At 58.1% G+C, this 16,043-nt stretch carries 10 protein-coding genes; 3 read left to right on the forward strand and 7 right to left on the reverse strand.

From position 1 onward, the window contains the following. Window positions 1-147 precede the first annotated feature (147 nt). The gene (locus AC1DHT_RS21290; protein ID WP_427545770.1) at window positions 148-1,368 is read right to left on the reverse strand and encodes an aspartate aminotransferase family protein; all 1,221 of its coding nucleotides are present in this window, start codon (window positions 1,366-1,368) and stop codon (window positions 148-150) included. A gap of 287 nt (window positions 1,369-1,655) precedes the next feature. Between AC1DHT_RS21290 and AC1DHT_RS21295 the strand changes: the two genes are divergently transcribed. Continuing rightward, entirely contained in the window at window positions 1,656-6,368 is a 4,713-nt protein-coding gene (locus AC1DHT_RS21295) for a dermonecrotic toxin domain-containing protein (protein WP_477761460.1), read from the forward strand. A 24-nt stretch (window positions 6,369-6,392) separates the two neighbouring features. Here AC1DHT_RS21295 and argR read toward each other — a convergent pair whose 3' ends face one another. From argR to acs, 6 genes are all read right to left on the reverse strand, one after another. Continuing rightward, window positions 6,393-7,373, reverse strand: a complete 981-nt coding sequence (gene argR / locus AC1DHT_RS21300; RefSeq protein WP_427545766.1) for a transcriptional regulator ArgR — start codon at window positions 7,371-7,373, stop codon at window positions 6,393-6,395. Window positions 7,374-7,616: 243 nt separating this feature from the next. Next, a complete protein-coding gene (locus tag AC1DHT_RS21305) occupies window positions 7,617-8,381 on the reverse strand; it encodes an ABC transporter ATP-binding protein (RefSeq protein WP_019693166.1) in 765 nt (254 codons plus the stop codon). Between the two features lie 36 nt (window positions 8,382-8,417). Then, complete coding sequence (locus tag AC1DHT_RS21310; RefSeq protein WP_019693167.1) at window positions 8,418-9,116, reverse strand: ABC transporter permease; 699 nt, start codon at window positions 9,114-9,116, stop codon at window positions 8,418-8,420. Further along, entirely contained in the window at window positions 9,113-9,802 is a 690-nt protein-coding gene (locus AC1DHT_RS21315) for an ABC transporter permease (RefSeq protein ID WP_429539256.1), read from the reverse strand. The genes AC1DHT_RS21310 and AC1DHT_RS21315 overlap by 4 nt, the downstream gene beginning before the upstream one ends. A gap of 91 nt (window positions 9,803-9,893) precedes the next feature. Beyond that, complete coding sequence (locus tag AC1DHT_RS21320; protein ID WP_262111705.1) at window positions 9,894-10,670, reverse strand: ABC transporter substrate-binding protein; 777 nt, start codon at window positions 10,668-10,670, stop codon at window positions 9,894-9,896. Window positions 10,671-11,367: 697 nt separating this feature from the next. Next, window positions 11,368-13,323, reverse strand: a complete 1,956-nt coding sequence (acs, locus tag AC1DHT_RS21325; protein WP_477761461.1) for an acetate--CoA ligase — start codon at window positions 13,321-13,323, stop codon at window positions 11,368-11,370. 416 nt (window positions 13,324-13,739) lie between these two features. On the opposite strand from acs, the gene AC1DHT_RS21330 reads away from it, so the two are divergent. Continuing rightward, window positions 13,740-14,003 carry a DUF2790 domain-containing protein gene (locus AC1DHT_RS21330; RefSeq protein WP_123585392.1) on the forward strand — a complete coding sequence of 88 codons (264 nt, stop codon included), beginning with the start codon at window positions 13,740-13,742 and terminating at the stop codon, window positions 14,001-14,003. Window positions 14,004-14,667: 664 nt separating this feature from the next. Beyond that, the gene (locus AC1DHT_RS21335) at window positions 14,668-15,915 is read left to right on the forward strand and encodes a ribonucleotide-diphosphate reductase subunit beta (RefSeq protein WP_054593626.1); all 1,248 of its coding nucleotides are present in this window, start codon (window positions 14,668-14,670) and stop codon (window positions 15,913-15,915) included. The last annotated feature ends 128 nt before the right edge of the window (window positions 15,916-16,043 follow it).

The following is a 16,043-nucleotide window of genomic DNA, read 5'->3' on the forward strand; positions in this document are numbered from 1 at the left end:
AGCGAGCCTGCTCGCGATGGCGTCCTGTCAGACAACAAAGATGTTGGCTGTCAGGCCCTCATCGCGAGCAGGCTCACTCCCACATCAATCTGGGCMCGGCATAAGAATTTGGTTCGACGCCTGAATGATCAGGCGTCGAAGGGACTATCAGGCTTGAGTCAGTTTGGCCACGGCACGCTCGAAGCGCTGCAGGCCCTCTTCGATGTCCGCGTCTTCAACCACCAGGCTTGGCGCGAAGCGAATCACGTCCGGGCCGGCTTGCAGAATCATCAAGCCTTCACGTTCAGCCGCGTTGAACACGTCCTTGGCCTTACCTTTCCAGGCCTCGCTCAAGACGCAACCGAGCAACAGGCCCAGGCCACGCACTTGAGTGAACAGGCCGTACTTGGCGCCGATCTGCTCCAGGCGAGTCTTGAACAGGTCGTGCTTGGCTTTGACGCCGTTCAGCACTTCAGGGGTGTTGACCACGTCGATCACCGCCTCAGCCACGGCGCACGCCAGCGGGTTGCCGCCGTAAGTGGTGCCGTGGGTGCCGACGACCAGATGTTTGGCCAGGTCTTCGGTGGTCAACATCGCCGCGATCGGGAAACCGCCGCCCAGGCTCTTGGCGCTGGTCAGGATGTCCGGCGTCACGCCGTAATGCTGATAGGCGAACAGCTCACCGCTGCGGCCCATGCCGGTTTGTACTTCGTCAAAAATCAGCAGTGCGTTGTGTTGGGTGCACAGCTCGCGGGCGCATTGCAGGTAAGCAAGATCAGCCGGCAATACGCCGCCCTCGCCCTGGATCGGCTCCAGCACTACCGCGCAGGTCTTGTCGGAAATGGCCGCTTTGAGCGCGTCCAGATCGTTGTACTTGACGTGCGTGATGCCGGTGATTTTCGGACCGAAACCGTCGGAGTACTTCGACTGGCCACCGACGTTCACGGTGAACAGGGTACGACCGTGGAAGCTGTTGAGCGCGGCGATGATTTCGTATTTCTCTGAACCGAAACGATCGTGGGCAACACGACGGGCCAGCTTGAAGGCGGCCTCGTTGGCTTCGGCGCCAGAGTTGCAGAAGAACACGCGCTCGGCGAAGGTCGCGTCGATCAGCTTATGGGCCAGGCGCAGGGCCGGCTCATTGGTGAACACGTTGGACACGTGCCACAGCTTGTTCGCTTGCTCGGTCAAGGCACCAACCAGCGCCGGGTGGGCGTGGCCCAAGACGTTAACCGCAATCCCGCCAGCGAAGTCGATCAGCTCGCGGCCAGACTGGTCCCAAACGCGGGAACCGGCGCCACGTACCGGAATGAAAGCGGCAGGCGCGTAGTTGGGAACCATTACCTGGTCAAAATCGGCGCGTTGTACCGCAGCGTGCTCAACGGACATCGGAGTCTCCTGATGAGAAACACTCGCCTGAAACTGGCGAGCGATGAGGGGGATTGTAAGGACAGTTTTCAGCCCGGCCTTGCCGCCAAGCGACAACTTCTTATAGCGCAAACACAGGTTTGAGCCGGGTTTATGGCAATGCGACAAATAGCGTCGCAAAGGCGCAGTTTAAACTGCCGGAGTACGTTATAGGCAGGCTTGTCCAGCCGGACGGTAATTATGTACTGCACGGAGCGCATCGCCGTTTGTTTTCCTTGCGTCTACTCCAAACGCCAAGGGACTTGCGCATGAATCAACACGACGAGCTTGCCGCTCATCCGGACAGCCACTACCAACACCTTTCCACACTCCTCCCGACCTGGATCTTGCAAACGTCGCCCGAGACGCGCAACGCGCTGAAAAACGCCAGGCTCGAAACGCCTCACTGGTATCGCAACGCGACCCGCCAGCAACAGCAGACACTGAACGCACTCAACACCGAACACTGGTCCCATCGAAACCCGCTGGAGCAGATGCTGGGCAAACTGCAAAACGCCCGCGCCTTCGCCGAGCCGCTGCTGAGCGAGGCGCTGAAAACCCGCTTCGGCCTGGAACTGGACGTCAAGACCACCTTCCTGCGCCTGTACATCCCTCAGACCATCCCCTGGTTCCCGGTCAAATCCGGTGCCGCACGCACCTGGACAGTGTCATTGCTCGACGCTGCCCTGCACAATTTCCAGGCATCGGAGACGGAGGCAGACGCCTTTGAGCCGGCCTCGAGCTTCATCACCGAACCCTCCTCCACCGGACAATTCGACACGCTGCCAACGATCAAGCAGCACATCAGCATCGCCGGGTTCACCCGACTGTGCCGAGAACTGGATATCGGCGGCCAGTACAGCGCCTACCTCAACGACAACCTGGGCGTGACCAACCCGCTGGTCGGCGCTGTTTTAAAGCCAAGCGTCAGGAACGCGCAGCACGCCGCACTCAAGTCGGCGCTGCATCAGGGGCTGCTTCGACAGAACATTGAAAAAGACACCTGCGACTCGATTCTCGGTCTCCTGGAAGGACGCCCGGGCATGAAGCCGGGCAACCAAGCGTTGCACTGCAACGACCTGACAATGATGTCTTCAGCGCTGACCGGCATTGTCATTTTCGCCCCCAACCTTGAGCACTCTCGCCAGGCAACGCGGATCGTGGCCTATATCCCGGAAGACCCCGAACATCCCGTCAAGCAGTATCCCGACACGCTGGCGTTCATGACCGAGCTGACCCGCAAATTGCGTTCACCCGCCTACCAGCGCTTTTTCAGCCAGTTCGTCGACCATCAGGAGAGGGGGCATTTTTTCGCCGACCTTAACCGCCGCCTCAGCGCCGTGACCTGGCACCAGCATCAACACGGCGACCCGCTGCCCAGCTGGCGAGAGACGCCCATCGACAAACCCAACCTGCGATTTTCACTGAACCCGATCAACGCCGACCTATGGGCTCACCTCTATCAGCGGCAACTGAACAAGATCCTCAACGACGCACGCACCATTGCTGTCTCCACCGCCCGCGCCGACCGGAATGCACGATGGGCGCAGTGGGACGCCTTCAGCAAAGTCGCCTCGACAATCCTTCAAGCGGCCGCGTTCGTTGCCCTGCCCTTTGTTCCATTCCTCGGCGAACTGACGCTGGCCTATATGGCCTACCAGTTACTCGACGAAGCGTTCGAAGGCATCGTCGACTGGGCCGAAGGCCTGAAAACAGAAGCGTTCGGACACCTGATGAGCGTCGTCGAGTCGCTCGTTCAACTGGGGACATTCGCGGTGGGTGGCGTCATTGCTGTTGGAGAGATCAAACCCTTGCTGTCCCGCGACACACTGGCGCTGTTCGACCGGCTCACTCCCGTCAAAGTGACCGAGAGCAAAACCCGTTACTGGAAACCGGACCTGACGCCTTATGAGCACACCACCAACATCCCGACCGCGGTCAAACCCGATCACCTCGGCCTGTATCAACATCAGGGCAAGACCCTTCTGCCCCTTGAGGACAAGCTCTATGCGGTGCGCTTGAATAGCGAGACCGGGCAGTTTCAGCTTCAGCATCCGAGTCGGGCCGACGCTTATCAACCGCCCCTGCGACATAACAACTACGGTGCCTGGCAGACCGGACTCGAACAACCGCTGAGCTGGGACCGGGAAACCGTCATGCGTCGCCTCGGCCATAGCGTCGAGTCGTTCAGCAGCGCCGAGCGCGAACAGATCCTGCGGATCAGCGGCTTTCACGACAACGTATTGCGCGAAACGCATGTCGAAAATTATCGCCCGCCTTCGCTGCTGACTGACACGATCAAGCGCTTCAAGATCAATCGGGACATTCAGGCCTTGGTCGAGCAGACCAGCAGCGACCAACCCGAGCATTACCAGGCCCTGAACCAGCGCAAATCACTGTTCGAATCTCGCTACCGTGAACTTGAAAAAACCGATGATCAGGACGTTCAGCTACTGCTCGGTGCAGTACAGAACTTACCGACAGACATCGCGCAAGAACTGGTGAGCAATGCAACAGGCACCGAGCTGATGAGCCTGCACAACGGTCAAGTGCCGCAGCGACTCAAGAACGTGGCGCTAAAAGCCATGGAGGCCGTACGTGTCGCCAGAGCCTATGAGGGGTTTTATCTCGCAGACATGGAGTCGGCAGATACCCACCGACTGGCTTTGCATAGCCTCGAATCATTGCCCGGCTGGCCCGCCCATCTGCGCATCGAGGTGAGGGATTATTCGCACGTCGGCACCTTGCGCGACAGCATTGGCCAGGCCGACGCGTCGACCCTGAAAACGCTGGTGCGTGCTGATGACTTCACTTACCAGGTTCACGAGGACAAGCAACTGCCCGGTGACTTTTATCACGCCATCCTTCAAGCGCTGCCGGATGCAGATCGCACTGCACTGGGCTTCACCCTCGAAGACGGCGAGGCCCTCAAACAGCGCATTGCCGAACACGCTGTGGACCAACCGACGTTACGCACACTGTTCGCAAAACACCCTCATCGAAAACCGTTCTACGACCCGACAACCATGCGCCTGCCGGGTGGCACACAGGGTTACAGTCGCAACAACCGCACGACGCCCACCCTCAACGACAGGGTTCGTGAGGTCTACCCCAGCCTTTCACCGGAAGAAATCGAGTCGACTGTCCTTGCATTACAAGGCCATCCGAACGGTGCTCGCGTGGAACTCTCACGCCTGGCCAGCGAGCTCGCACAGCTGCATCGGGACCTGGGAACCTGGGTAAACGATACGCCCACCGTCCACCCTGAAACCGGGGTTGCGCTAAGCGATCTGGAGCAACAGGTCGCACGACACAATCGCCGGTTACTGGCCCAGGAAATCCAGCGTAGCTGGCGCCGACAATCCGATCGGGACTTTGACGCCCCGGATGGCACCGGCCGATATGTGCTAAGGCTCGCAGAACCGTTACTCGGTGACCTGCCGACACTGACTGCCGACTTCAGTCATGTATCACTGCTGTCTCTGGAAGGCAGCCGTGCGGTACATGGCGTCCACGGGTTTCTGCAAAACTTCAAGGGTCTGCACCGTCTCGATTTGCGCCGCTTCTCCCTGACCACCCTCCCCGACGCCATTACCCGAATGCCGAACCTCGACGCACTGGTGCTCAGTGATTGCGGCATCCAGCTCGACGCTGTCGCCTGGTCGAAACTGTCTTCATTGAACAAACTGGTCATGCTCGACCTGTTCAATAATCCGTTCAGTGTGGTGCCCAGCATCGAAACGATGCCCGAACTCGTTCACCTGGATCTGAGCCAAACCGGCCTGAGTGAATTCCCCGCCAGCATCATGCATCACCCCAAACTCGACACCGCCAGACTTTCAAACAACAGTATCAGCGAGCTACCTGGCGGATTGTTCGAGAGTCCGGTCTACAACAAACACGGCGTGTTTCTTACCCGCAACCCGCTCTCCGACAGCGCGCGACAACTGATCAAGCAGCGCTACCTGGACAGCCTCTATGACTTGGGGGTCTATGCCCCCGAGGCGGATATCGCGCGGGTCAAGGCGCTGTACCCGAATATGGAGGTCGAACAGGCAAGCGACTTTGTGTATGAGCTGCCCGGCACACTCGATGACGGCCGACTCGAACTGGCACGCCTGGAAGCAGAGCTCAACCGACTCCGCACCGACTTGTCTGCCTGGACGGCCGACCTGCCGGCCCGCCACCCGTTGACCGGTGAACCTTTCGATGCACAGCAACAACTCATCGAGCACTCGAGTCGCGACGAGTTCAAGCAATTGCTGGAACAGTGCTGGCGACGTGAAACCGATCTGGATGATTTTAATGAGGCGCTTGAGCCCACGTTTGAACTCGCCATCCCCCTCCTCATCAATGGAGATCTGCCGACCCTGAGCGCCGACTTCAGCCATGTGACGTCGCTGGAGATACTGAGCATCGATGGCATAACCCGCACCGGAGGTTTTCTGGAGTCCTTTCCCAAGCTCAAAAGCCTCAGGCTTCGCGACTGCAACCTGGGCAACATTCCCGATGCCGTATTCAAGATGGGGCAACTGCGGTCGTTGTCGCTCCCTGAATGCCGCGTCAGCCTGTCAGTAGAATCGGCAAGCGCGCTAGCGGAAATGGAACAGCTCGATTATCTCGATCTGGCCCGCAATCCTCTGGGGCGAACGCCTGACCTGAGCCAGATGACAGGGCTGGCGACCGTGCTGCTGAATGAAACCGGCATCACTGAAATTCCGCACGGCCTGCTGCAAATGACAGAGCTGGACTGGGCCGATCTCAGTGGCAACGCCATCACTGAAGTTCCGAGCGATGTATTGGAACTGCCGGTGGATATCGCCGAAAACATCACGTTAAGGAGCAATCCGTTTTCCGAGGAGAGCCTGCTACGGCTGATCGGTTACTTCGAACGCACGGGTATGGATTTCGGTGTGCAAGAGGTGATTGATCGAGGCGAATTGGACGTTTCGTCCACTGACGGCTCCGAAGTCGACGAGTAAAACCTCAGGGCGTGACGTGCCGGATCAGCCACGCTCCGACGGCACCGAAGACAATTCGAACGGGCTGCTGCTGCGCCGCTGGTTGCGATCTTCCCGCGGCGTGGCGCCGAAGAAGTTGCGGTAGGCGCTGGAGAAATGCGGCCCCGAAGAGAAGCCACACGACAGGCCGATCTGGATGATCGACTTGCTGGTTTGCATCAACATCTGCCGTGCCTTGTTCAGGCGCAATTCCAGGTAGTACTGGCTCGGCACGCGGTTGAGGTATTGCTTGAAAATCCGCTCCAACTGCCGACGGGACACGCACACATGCTGGGCGATTTCGTCGGTAGTCAGCGGTTCTTCGATGTTGGCTTCCATCAGCAACACGGCTTGCGTGAGCTTCGGATGGCTGGAGCCAAGGCGATTCTGCAACGGAATGCGCTGGCGCTCACCGCCTTCACGAATGCGCTCGACCACCAGCTCCTCGGACACCGCACCGGCCAGTTCAGCGCCGTGGTCACGGGCCAGCACCGCCAGCAACAGATCGAGCACCGACATGCCGCCGCACGCGGTCAGGCGATCGCGATCCCAATCGAACAAATGGCTGGTAGCGATGACCTTGGGGAAACGTTCGGCGAAATCATCCTGCCAGCGCCAATGCACCGCCGCACGATAGCCATCGAGCAAACCGAGCTGGGCCAGTGGATAGACACCGGCCGACAGACCGCCAATCACGCAACCGGCACGCACCAATTGCTTGAGTGCGCTGCTGAGCGCTGGTGCCAACGTGGTCGGCGGCTCATCAGCCAGCAGAAACAGCTTCTGGAAGTTTTCCAGCTTGCCGGTCCACGCCTCACCCGGCAATTGCCAGGCCCCTTCAGCAGGCGTTTCGGCCTGCAGAAACGACAGTTCGTAAACAACGTCCGGATGCACGCGCTGAGCAACACGCAAGGCCTCCTCGGCCAGCGCCAGCGTCAAGGCTTTAGTGCTGGGCCAAATCAGGAAACCAATTCGATGGGCAGTCATGGCGGGCAGTCCGAAACGAAAACAGTGATGAAGGCATGGGCCAATGCTAGCCCGTAAACGAACACAAATCTCAAAACCAGCAAGCCCCCTGTGGGAGCTGGCCTGCCAGCGATGGCGGTATGTCTGTGCCAGAGATGCAAACTGGCTCACCGCTATCGCTGGCAGGCCAGCTCCCACAAGGATCGGGGGCGGGCTTCTAAATTGCGAAGCATGCACTATCCTTGTGCACAACGGCAGCCCTGATTATTTCAAGCTACCGGAGAGGAATTGTTGCAGACGTTCGGACTGTGGATTGACCAGTACTTCACGTGGGTTACCGCTTTCTTCAACCACGCCTTTGTGCAGGAACACCAACTGGTTCGACACTTCACGGGCAAAGCCCATTTCGTGCGTTACCACGACCATGGTCCGACCTTCCTGGGCCAGCGCCTGCATCACTTTCAGCACGTCGCCCACCAGCTCCGGGTCGAGTGCCGAGGTCGGTTCGTCGAACAGCATCACCTCAGGTTCCATCGCCAACGCACGGGCAATCGCCACACGCTGCTGCTCACCGCCGGACATATGCCCCGGGTAGGCATCCTTGCGATGGGACACGCCAACCTTGGCCAGATACAGCTCGGCCTTTTCACGGGCTTCGGCCTTGGACATGCCGAGGACGTGAACCGGCGCTTCCATGATGTTTTCCATTGCGGTCATGTGCGACCACAGATTGAAATGCTGGAACACCATCGACAGCCGCGAACGCATGCGTTGCAGTTGTTTCGGGTCGGCGGCTTTCAGCGCGCCGTCCTTGTTCGCCACCAGTTTCAGCTCTTCGTTATTGAGCAGAATCTTGCCGGCGTGCGGTTGCTCAAGCAGGTTGATGCAACGCAGGAAAGTACTTTTGCCGGAGCCACTGGAACCGATGATGCTGATCACATCGCCGGCCGCCGCTTTCAGGGACACGCCCTTGAGCACTTCGTGACTGCCATAGCGTTTATGCAGGTCTTGGACTTCAAGTTTGTACATGCTGTCGGTTCTCACAAAAACAGTCAGTCAGTGGTTTCAGTGCTTGCGCGGGGCGAGGTAGCCCAGCCAGCGGTGCTCGGCCATCTTGAACAGGCGCACCAGAATGAACGTCATGCACAGGTAGAACACGCCTGCGGTGATGTAGGCTTCGAACGGCAAGTAGTACTGAGCGTTCACGGTACGCGCGGCACCGGTGATGTCGATCAAGGTCACGATGGACGCCAGACTGGTGGTCTGCAGCATCATGATCACTTCGTTGCTGTACTGCGGCAGCGCCCGGCGCAGGGCCGATGGCAGCAGGATGCGCTTGTACATCTTGAAGCGCGACATGCCCATGGCCTTGGCCGCCTCGATCTCACCGTTCGGCGTAGCGCGCAGGCTGCCGGCGATGATTTCCGCGGTGTAGGCGCTGGTGTTGATCGCAAAGGCCAGGCACGCACAGAATGTCGCGCTGGACAGCCACGGCCAGAGGAAGCTTTCACGTACTGCTTCGAACTGCGCCAGACCGTAGTAGATCAAGAACAGCTGCACCAGCATCGGCGTGCCGCGGATCACGTAGGTGTAGAGCCAGGCCGACATGTTGACGATCGGCTGCTTGGAAACCCGCATCAAGCCCAGCGGCAAGGCGGCCAGCAAACCGAACAACAGCGACAGCGCGAGCAGTTTGAGGGTGGTGACCAGGCCGCCGAAGTACAGCGGCAAGGCCTCCCAAATGACGTTGTAGTCGAAGATCATAGATCAGCCGCCCTTACGCCTACCGAGTAGCGCTTCTCAAGGTGACGCAATGCCAGCAACGAGACACTGGTGATCACCAGGTACATCGCGGCCACTGCGAGGAAGAAGGTGAAAGGCTCGCGGGTGGCATCTGCCGCCTGCTTGGCCTTGAACATCATGTCTTGCAGACCGACCACCGAAATCAGCGCAGTCGCCTTGGTCAACACCAGCCAGTTATTGGTAAAGCCCGGAATCGCCAGGCGAATCATCTGTGGCACCAATACCCGAAAAAACACCTGAAAACTGCTCATGCCGTACGCCGCACCGGCTTCTGCCTGGCCTTTGGGGATCGCCATGAAGGCCCCACGGAAGGTTTCCGACAGGTACGCACCGAAGATGAAACCCAAGGTGCCGATACCGGCCATCAACGGGTTCAGGTCGATGTAGTCGTCATAGCCGAGCAATGGCGCAACACGGTTGAGCAAGTCCTGACCGCCGTAGAAAATCAGCAGGATCAGCACCAGATCGGGAATCCCGCGGATCACCGTGGAATACAGATCGCCCAGCCTGGCCAGCCAACGTATCGGCGACAGGCGCAATGCGACCCCGATCAGACCCAGAACAATGGCCAAGGCCATGGACGACAAGGCGAGCTGAAGCGTCAACCATGCGCCATCGAGGATGACAGCCCCGTAGCCTTTCAACATGATTCAGGTCCTCGAAAGTTGGGATGAAAAAATGGCGCAAACCTCAGAGATCCTGTTGCTTGCGCCATTTTGGATGGACAGCTGCGACTATTTACTTACCGTAAATATCGAAGTTGAAGTACTTGTCCTGGATTTGCTTGTACTTGCCATTCGCACGAATGGCGACGATGGCGGCGTTGATCTTGTCCAGCTCAGCCTTGTCGCCTTTACGCACGGCGATACCAATGCCGTCGCCGAAGTATTTCTCATCGGTGAAGGCCGGACCAACGAAGGCGAAGCCTTTGCCAGCGTCGGTTTTCAGGAAGCCGTCATCCAGCAGGGTGGCGTCGGCCACGGTGCCATCGAGACGACCGGCAGCCACGTCCAGGTAGATTTCGTTCTGCGAGCCGTACGGCTTGATTTCAGCACCCAGCGGCTTCAGGACTTCTTCGGCGAAACGGTTGTGGATCGAACCGCGTTGCACGCCGATTTTCTTGCCCTTGAGTTCGGCCAGGTTGTCGCTGACCTGCGTACCGGCCTTCATGACCAGACGTGCCGGGGTGTTGTAGTACTTGTTGGTGAAGTCCACGGACTTCTTGCGGTCGTCAGTGATCGACATGGACGACAGGATCGCGTCGATCTTGCGCACTTTGAGTGCCGGGATCAGACCGTCAAACTCTTGCTCGACCCAAACGCACTTGACCTTCATCTCTTCGCACAGGGCGTTGCCGATGTCGTAGTCGAAACCAACGATGCTGCCATCCGGCGCCTTGGACGCGAACGGAGGGTAAGCCGCCTCGATACCAATTTTCAGAGGCTTTTCATCGGCGAACGTTGGCAGGGACAGCACGGACAGTGCCAGGGCGCCAAGAAGCACGAGTTTCTTCATCTTAGGACTCCATCGGTATAGGGCGAAAACGGCAGAGTGAGCGACAGCCCAATATGCGAATGGGTGGAAATTGAAAGCTGCGCTGCGTCGTAGGATTGTTGCGTTGAGATCAGCTCTGATTTCAACGCGGGCAACGGCGAGCGAGTGATCGGCATTCTAACGACAGGCCCGAAGCCGATATTTCTTCAATGCGACAACAAATTACAGAAGCACTGAGAAACCCGACCGAGCGCATTGACAGCCCTGCAAATTCATGCAAGAGCAAAAGACAGTGAACCGATCTATGTTGCAAATTGCGGGCCTATTATTCGCAAACCCTTCTAATCCGGCAAGCGCAGCGTTATGTCTTATTTTTTAGGTGGTCTGGAGAGGCCCTAAAACGGGGCTTTGCGTTTCCCAATGCCTCGAAAGCGGGCGGGCGGTTACACATTTAGTTACTTGAGACCGGCCGGGTAACAGTGGGAATTAGCCGACAGATGAAGTCGATAATTATTGGTACCGCCATCGCGAGCAGGCTCGCTCCCACAGGGGATTTGTGGGGTGTACAAGGTTTCTGTTTCAACACGATTTAGCGTGGGAGCGAGCCTGCTCGCGATGAGGCCAACCCAAGCAATAGAGAACTCAAACCCAATCACCACAAAAAAAGCCCCACCTGGCTCAACACCGGGCGGGGCTTTCGATGACTCAAGAACCGCTGTTACGCGGCGCTCATGGTCTTGTGCGTATCAATCAAATGCTGCACCACACCCGGATCGGCCAGGGTGGAGATATCCCCCAACCCGTCGTATTCACCCGTGGCGATCTTGCGCAGGATGCGGCGCATGATTTTCCCCGAGCGGGTTTTCGGCAGGCCTGGCGCCCACTGGATAACATCCGGCGAGGCAATCGGACCGATCTCTTTGCGCACCCAGTTTTTCAGTTCCAGGCGCAGCGCTTCGCTCGGCTCTTCACCACCGTTGAGGGTGACGTAGACATAAATGCCCTGCCCTTTGATGTCATGCGGAACACCAACCACCGCCGCTTCGGCGACTTTCGGGTGAGCGACCATCGCGCTTTCAATCTCGGCAGTGCCCATGCGGTGACCGGAAACGTTGAGCACGTCATCCACGCGCCCAGTGATCCACCAGTAGCCATCGGCATCGCGGCGCGCGCCGTCACCGGTGAAGTACATGCCACGGAAGGTCTTGAAGTAGGTGTCGACGAAGCGGTCGTGATCGCCGTACAGCGTACGCGCCTGACCTGGCCACGAATCGAGAATCACCAGGTTACCCTCGGCAACGCCCTCGATGATGTTGCCCAGGTTGTCGACCAATGCTGGCACCACCCCGAAGAACGGACGCGCCGCAGAACCCGGCTTGAGCCCGTGAGCGCCCGGCAGCGGGCTCATCAGGGTCGCGCCGGTTTCGGTCTGCCACCAGGTATCGACGATCGGGCAACGGGATTGTCCGACGTTCTTGTAGTACCACTCCCACGCTTCCGGATTGATCGGCTCACCGACCGAACCCAGCAGACGCAAGCTGCTGCCATCAGCGCCTTCAACGGCCGCGGTGCCCTGCGCCATCATGGCGCGGATTGCGGTCGGCGCGGTGTAGAGGATGTTGACCTTGTGCTTGTCGATGATCTTCGCCACCCGGGTAATGTCCGGGTAGTTCGGCACGCCTTCGAACAGCAAGGTGGTCGCGCCGTTGGCCAGCGGGCCATAGACAATATAGGTGTGGCCGGTGACCCAGCCGACGTCGGCGGTGCACCAGTAGATTTCGCCCGGACGGTAGTCGAACACGCGCTCGTGGGTCAGCGCGGCGTACAACAGATAACCGCCGGTGGTGTGCTGCACGCCCTTCGGCTTGCCGGTGGAGCCCGAGGTATAGAGGATGAACAGCGCTTCTTCGGCGCCCATCTCTTTCGGCGCACACACGGTGCCCGCGACTTTCATCAGGTCTTCGTACCAGATGTCGCGATGCTGGTTCCATTTGATGTTGCCACCGGTGCGCTTGCACACGATGACCTTCTGGATGCTGCTGGTTTCCGGGTTGGTCAGCGCGTCATCGACGTTAGCCTTGAGCGAGATCTTTTTGCCGGCACGCAGGCCTTCGTCAGCGGTGATCACCACTTTCGATTTGCAGTCGATGATCCGACCGGCCAGGGCTTCCGGCGAGAAGCCGCCGAACACCACCGAGTGAATCGCACCGATCCGGGTACAGGCCAACATGGCGACCACGGCTTCGGGAATCATCGGCATATAGATAGTCACCACGTCGCCGCGGTGCACATCCTGGCCGCGCAAGGCGTTGGCAAACTTGCAGACTTGTTCGTGCAACTCGCGGTAGGTGATGTTGCGGCTCTCGGCCGGGTCATCGCCCTCCCAGATGATCGCGACCTGATCGCCACGCTCGGCGAGATGGCGGTCCAGGCAGTTGTAGGAAACGTTCAGGGTGCCATCGGCGAACCACTTGATATCGACATGGTGATCGTCGAAAGAGGTCTGCTTCACCGTGGTGAAAGGCTTGATCCAGTCGAGGCGCTTGGCTTGCTCGCRCCAGAAACCGTCCGGGTTGACGACCGACTGCTGGTACATGGCCTTGTAGGTCGCCTCGTCAGTCAGCGTGTTGGCTGCAACCTCGGGACGAACGGGATACAGAGAAGCCGCACTCATCTTTCTTACCTCGGTGGAATAGTTGTTTTTGTATGGCCCAGTTGTAGCCCGGGGCGGGCCTATAGAACCATTCGACGATGGTAGTAACAAGCCCCTACAAAACGTCGTGTTTACCGAGCGAACCGCTCAGACACCGCGGTTTCATTGGCTTTCAGGCATTTCGAGAAAGCCGGCCCTGAAGCACACGAGGTCGTTTTTAAGGGATTGTTACAGGATATGCCAAAAGTCTTTATCAAAAGCACACCTATATGCGTGCAACTCGGCCCCCTAAAATCAGCCTCGCCAACACGGCAAACGTGATTAACCCAGTTGCAGCCCCCACGAAGGCAGTTAATCCAACACTTAGTCGTCAAGTTCCACACGCAACCCCAAAAAGGTTGCGTGACCCCCTTCGACCTTTAAAAGGTAAAATTGAAATGAAAGCTTTATTGGTTCTGGCCCTCAGCAGTCTGTGTGCAACCGCCATGGCAGACGAGATCCCGACTGATGTCGCCAAYAACACCGTACCGGTAGAGGAATACACTTACTCGACTCACCTGGACATCGCCAAAGTTATCTCCATGAGCGAAGTTCCCAGCGTTTGCGAAGTTGTACCGGCCCGCATGGAATATGAAGACTCGAAAGGTCAACGGCATATTCTGCGCTACAGCGTAATGGGTAACGGCTGCTCCAACGGCTGATCATCAACGCTGAGGCTTGGCTTAATGCCGAACCCGACATCACCGCCCGACTCTCGTCGGGCGTCGTTGTGTCTGGAGCGAGAGAAACGCAGATCAAAACACTACATGTAGTGTAATAAGCCGCTTTTGGTTGTTTTTTGAACAGACAATCCAATCAACAATTGGCGCCCGAAACTGCACACAATCGCGCCTCGAAAAACACCCCATCTCCCCTGTAAGTCCCATCCCATCGGGCTTGCGCCGTTTTGACAGCAAACTCCGACACCATCAGCGCTGCCGAGTCGCCAAAAACCGCTAAAAAAAATCTTCATCGGCCAAAGCCCTGTAAACCCTTGCTCCGCCTTGATTACGCGCCCTGCCGAGGGTTCTCTGAGCCACTTCGTCGCACCACAAGCGTGAAAAAACACCTATAATGCGCCCGTAAATCGGGCCTGCAACATCCCCTTACAGGAGGATGCAGGACGCTGAGGCCACCGCAGGAGCTGACGACGTTATCTCCGCCCTTAGCGACTTCAGGACACCCGTACACATTTCTGTTTTTTGCCTGCGTACTGCTGCAACAAACGATTCCTTTTAGAGACAACGCGGCCAGCGGGCCGTGTGAAAAACCGACCATCAGTGTTTTCACACGGGCGACTGGCCCTCACGCAGGAGACGACACGTCATGCTGAGCTGGGACGAATTCGACAAAGAAGACGGCGAAGTTGTCGCCAAAGGCGCCAATGCTGGCCATGCTACTGAAGCCAACATGGACCGCCTCGACAGCGCCGGTGGTGCCGCAGCCCTTGAAGCTCGCGCCGTAACCGCCACCGACTCGGCTGCGATCGTTCGCGCCAAGGCCGCCCTCGACAAACTCGACGTCGCCGAAGGCCTGGCCGAACTCGAAGGCGCTTCTGCCCGCGTTGCGGTCGACGAAAAGCGCATGATCAACTGCCGCGCCGACCTCAACCAACTCGTCCCATTCAAATACGACTGGGCCTGGCAGAAGTACCTGGACGGCTGCGCAAACCACTGGATGCCGCAAGAAGTCAACATGACCGCCGACATCGCCCTCTGGAAAAACCCGGAAGGCCTGACCGACGACGAGCGCCGCATCGTGATGCGCAACCTCGGCTTCTTCTCCACCGCCGATTCCCTGGTTGCCAACAACCTGGTGCTGGCCGTGTACCGCCTGATCACCAACCCGGAATGCCGCCAGTACATCCTGCGCCAGGCGTTCGAAGAGGCGATCCACACCCACGCCTACCAGTACTGCATCGAATCGTTGGCCATGGATGAAGGCGAGATCTTCAACATGTACCACGAGATCCCATCGGTCGCTAAAAAAGCCACCTGGGGCCTGAAGTACACCCGTTCGATCTCCGATCCGAAGTTCGAAACCGGCACCGTCGAAACCGACAAAGAGTTGCTGCGCAACCTGATCGCCTACTACTGCGTTCTGGAAGGCATCTTCTTCTACTGCGGCTTCACCCAGATCCTCTCCATGGGCCGCCGCAACAAAATGACCGGCGTCGCCGAGCAGTTCCAGTACATCCTGCGCGACGAATCCATGCACCTGAACTTCGGCATCGACGTGATCAACCAGATCAAAATCGAAAACCCACACCTGTGGGATGCTGAAATGAAGGAAGAAGCTTCGCAGATGATTCTGCAGGGCACTCAGCTGGAGATCGAATACGCTCGCGACACCATGCCTCGCGGCGTGCTGGGCATGAACGCGGCGATGATGGAGGACTACCTGAAGTTCATCGCTAACCGTCGTTTGTCGCAGATCGGTTTGAAAGAAGAGTATCCAGGGACGACTAACCCGTTCCCTTGGATGAGCGAGATCATGGACTTGAAGAAAGAGAAGAATTTCTTTGAGACTCGGGTTATTGAGTATCAGACTGGTGGGGCTTTGAGCTGGGATTGATTTCTGGCGCTGGCCGCCGTCGGACGACAGGCAAGCTTACATAAACGACAAATAAGTTTATTTTAAACGACGCATGGAACTATATTAAAACGCAATACAAATAAGGGCCAATGAACGCTGGCCCTTAT

This window comes from Pseudomonas sp. 05N432, assembly GCF_056396945.1.

What these genes read in the sequence shown, in the direction of transcription:
- AC1DHT_RS21310 (WP_019693167.1), bottom strand. Translation starts at nt 9,116, where the DNA reads ATGATCTTCGACTACAACGTCATTTGGGAGGCCTTGCCGCTGTACTTC.
- AC1DHT_RS21335 (WP_054593626.1), top strand. Translation starts at nt 14,668, where the DNA reads ATGCTGAGCTGGGACGAATTCGACAAAGAAGACGGCGAAGTTGTCGCC.
- AC1DHT_RS21290 (WP_427545770.1), bottom strand. Translation starts at nt 1,368, where the DNA reads ATGTCCGTTGAGCACGCTGCGGTACAACGCGCCGATTTTGACCAGGTA.
- AC1DHT_RS21295 (WP_477761460.1), top strand. Translation starts at nt 1,656, where the DNA reads ATGAATCAACACGACGAGCTTGCCGCTCATCCGGACAGCCACTACCAA.
- argR (WP_427545766.1), bottom strand. Translation starts at nt 7,373, where the DNA reads ATGACTGCCCATCGAATTGGTTTCCTGATTTGGCCCAGCACTAAAGCC.
- AC1DHT_RS21315 (WP_429539256.1), bottom strand. Translation starts at nt 9,802, where the DNA reads ATGTTGAAAGGCTACGGGGCTGTCATCCTCGATGGCGCATGGTTGACG.
- AC1DHT_RS21320 (WP_262111705.1), bottom strand. Translation starts at nt 10,670, where the DNA reads ATGAAGAAACTCGTGCTTCTTGGCGCCCTGGCACTGTCCGTGCTGTCC.
- AC1DHT_RS21305 (WP_019693166.1), bottom strand. Translation starts at nt 8,381, where the DNA reads ATGTACAAACTTGAAGTCCAAGACCTGCATAAACGCTATGGCAGTCAC.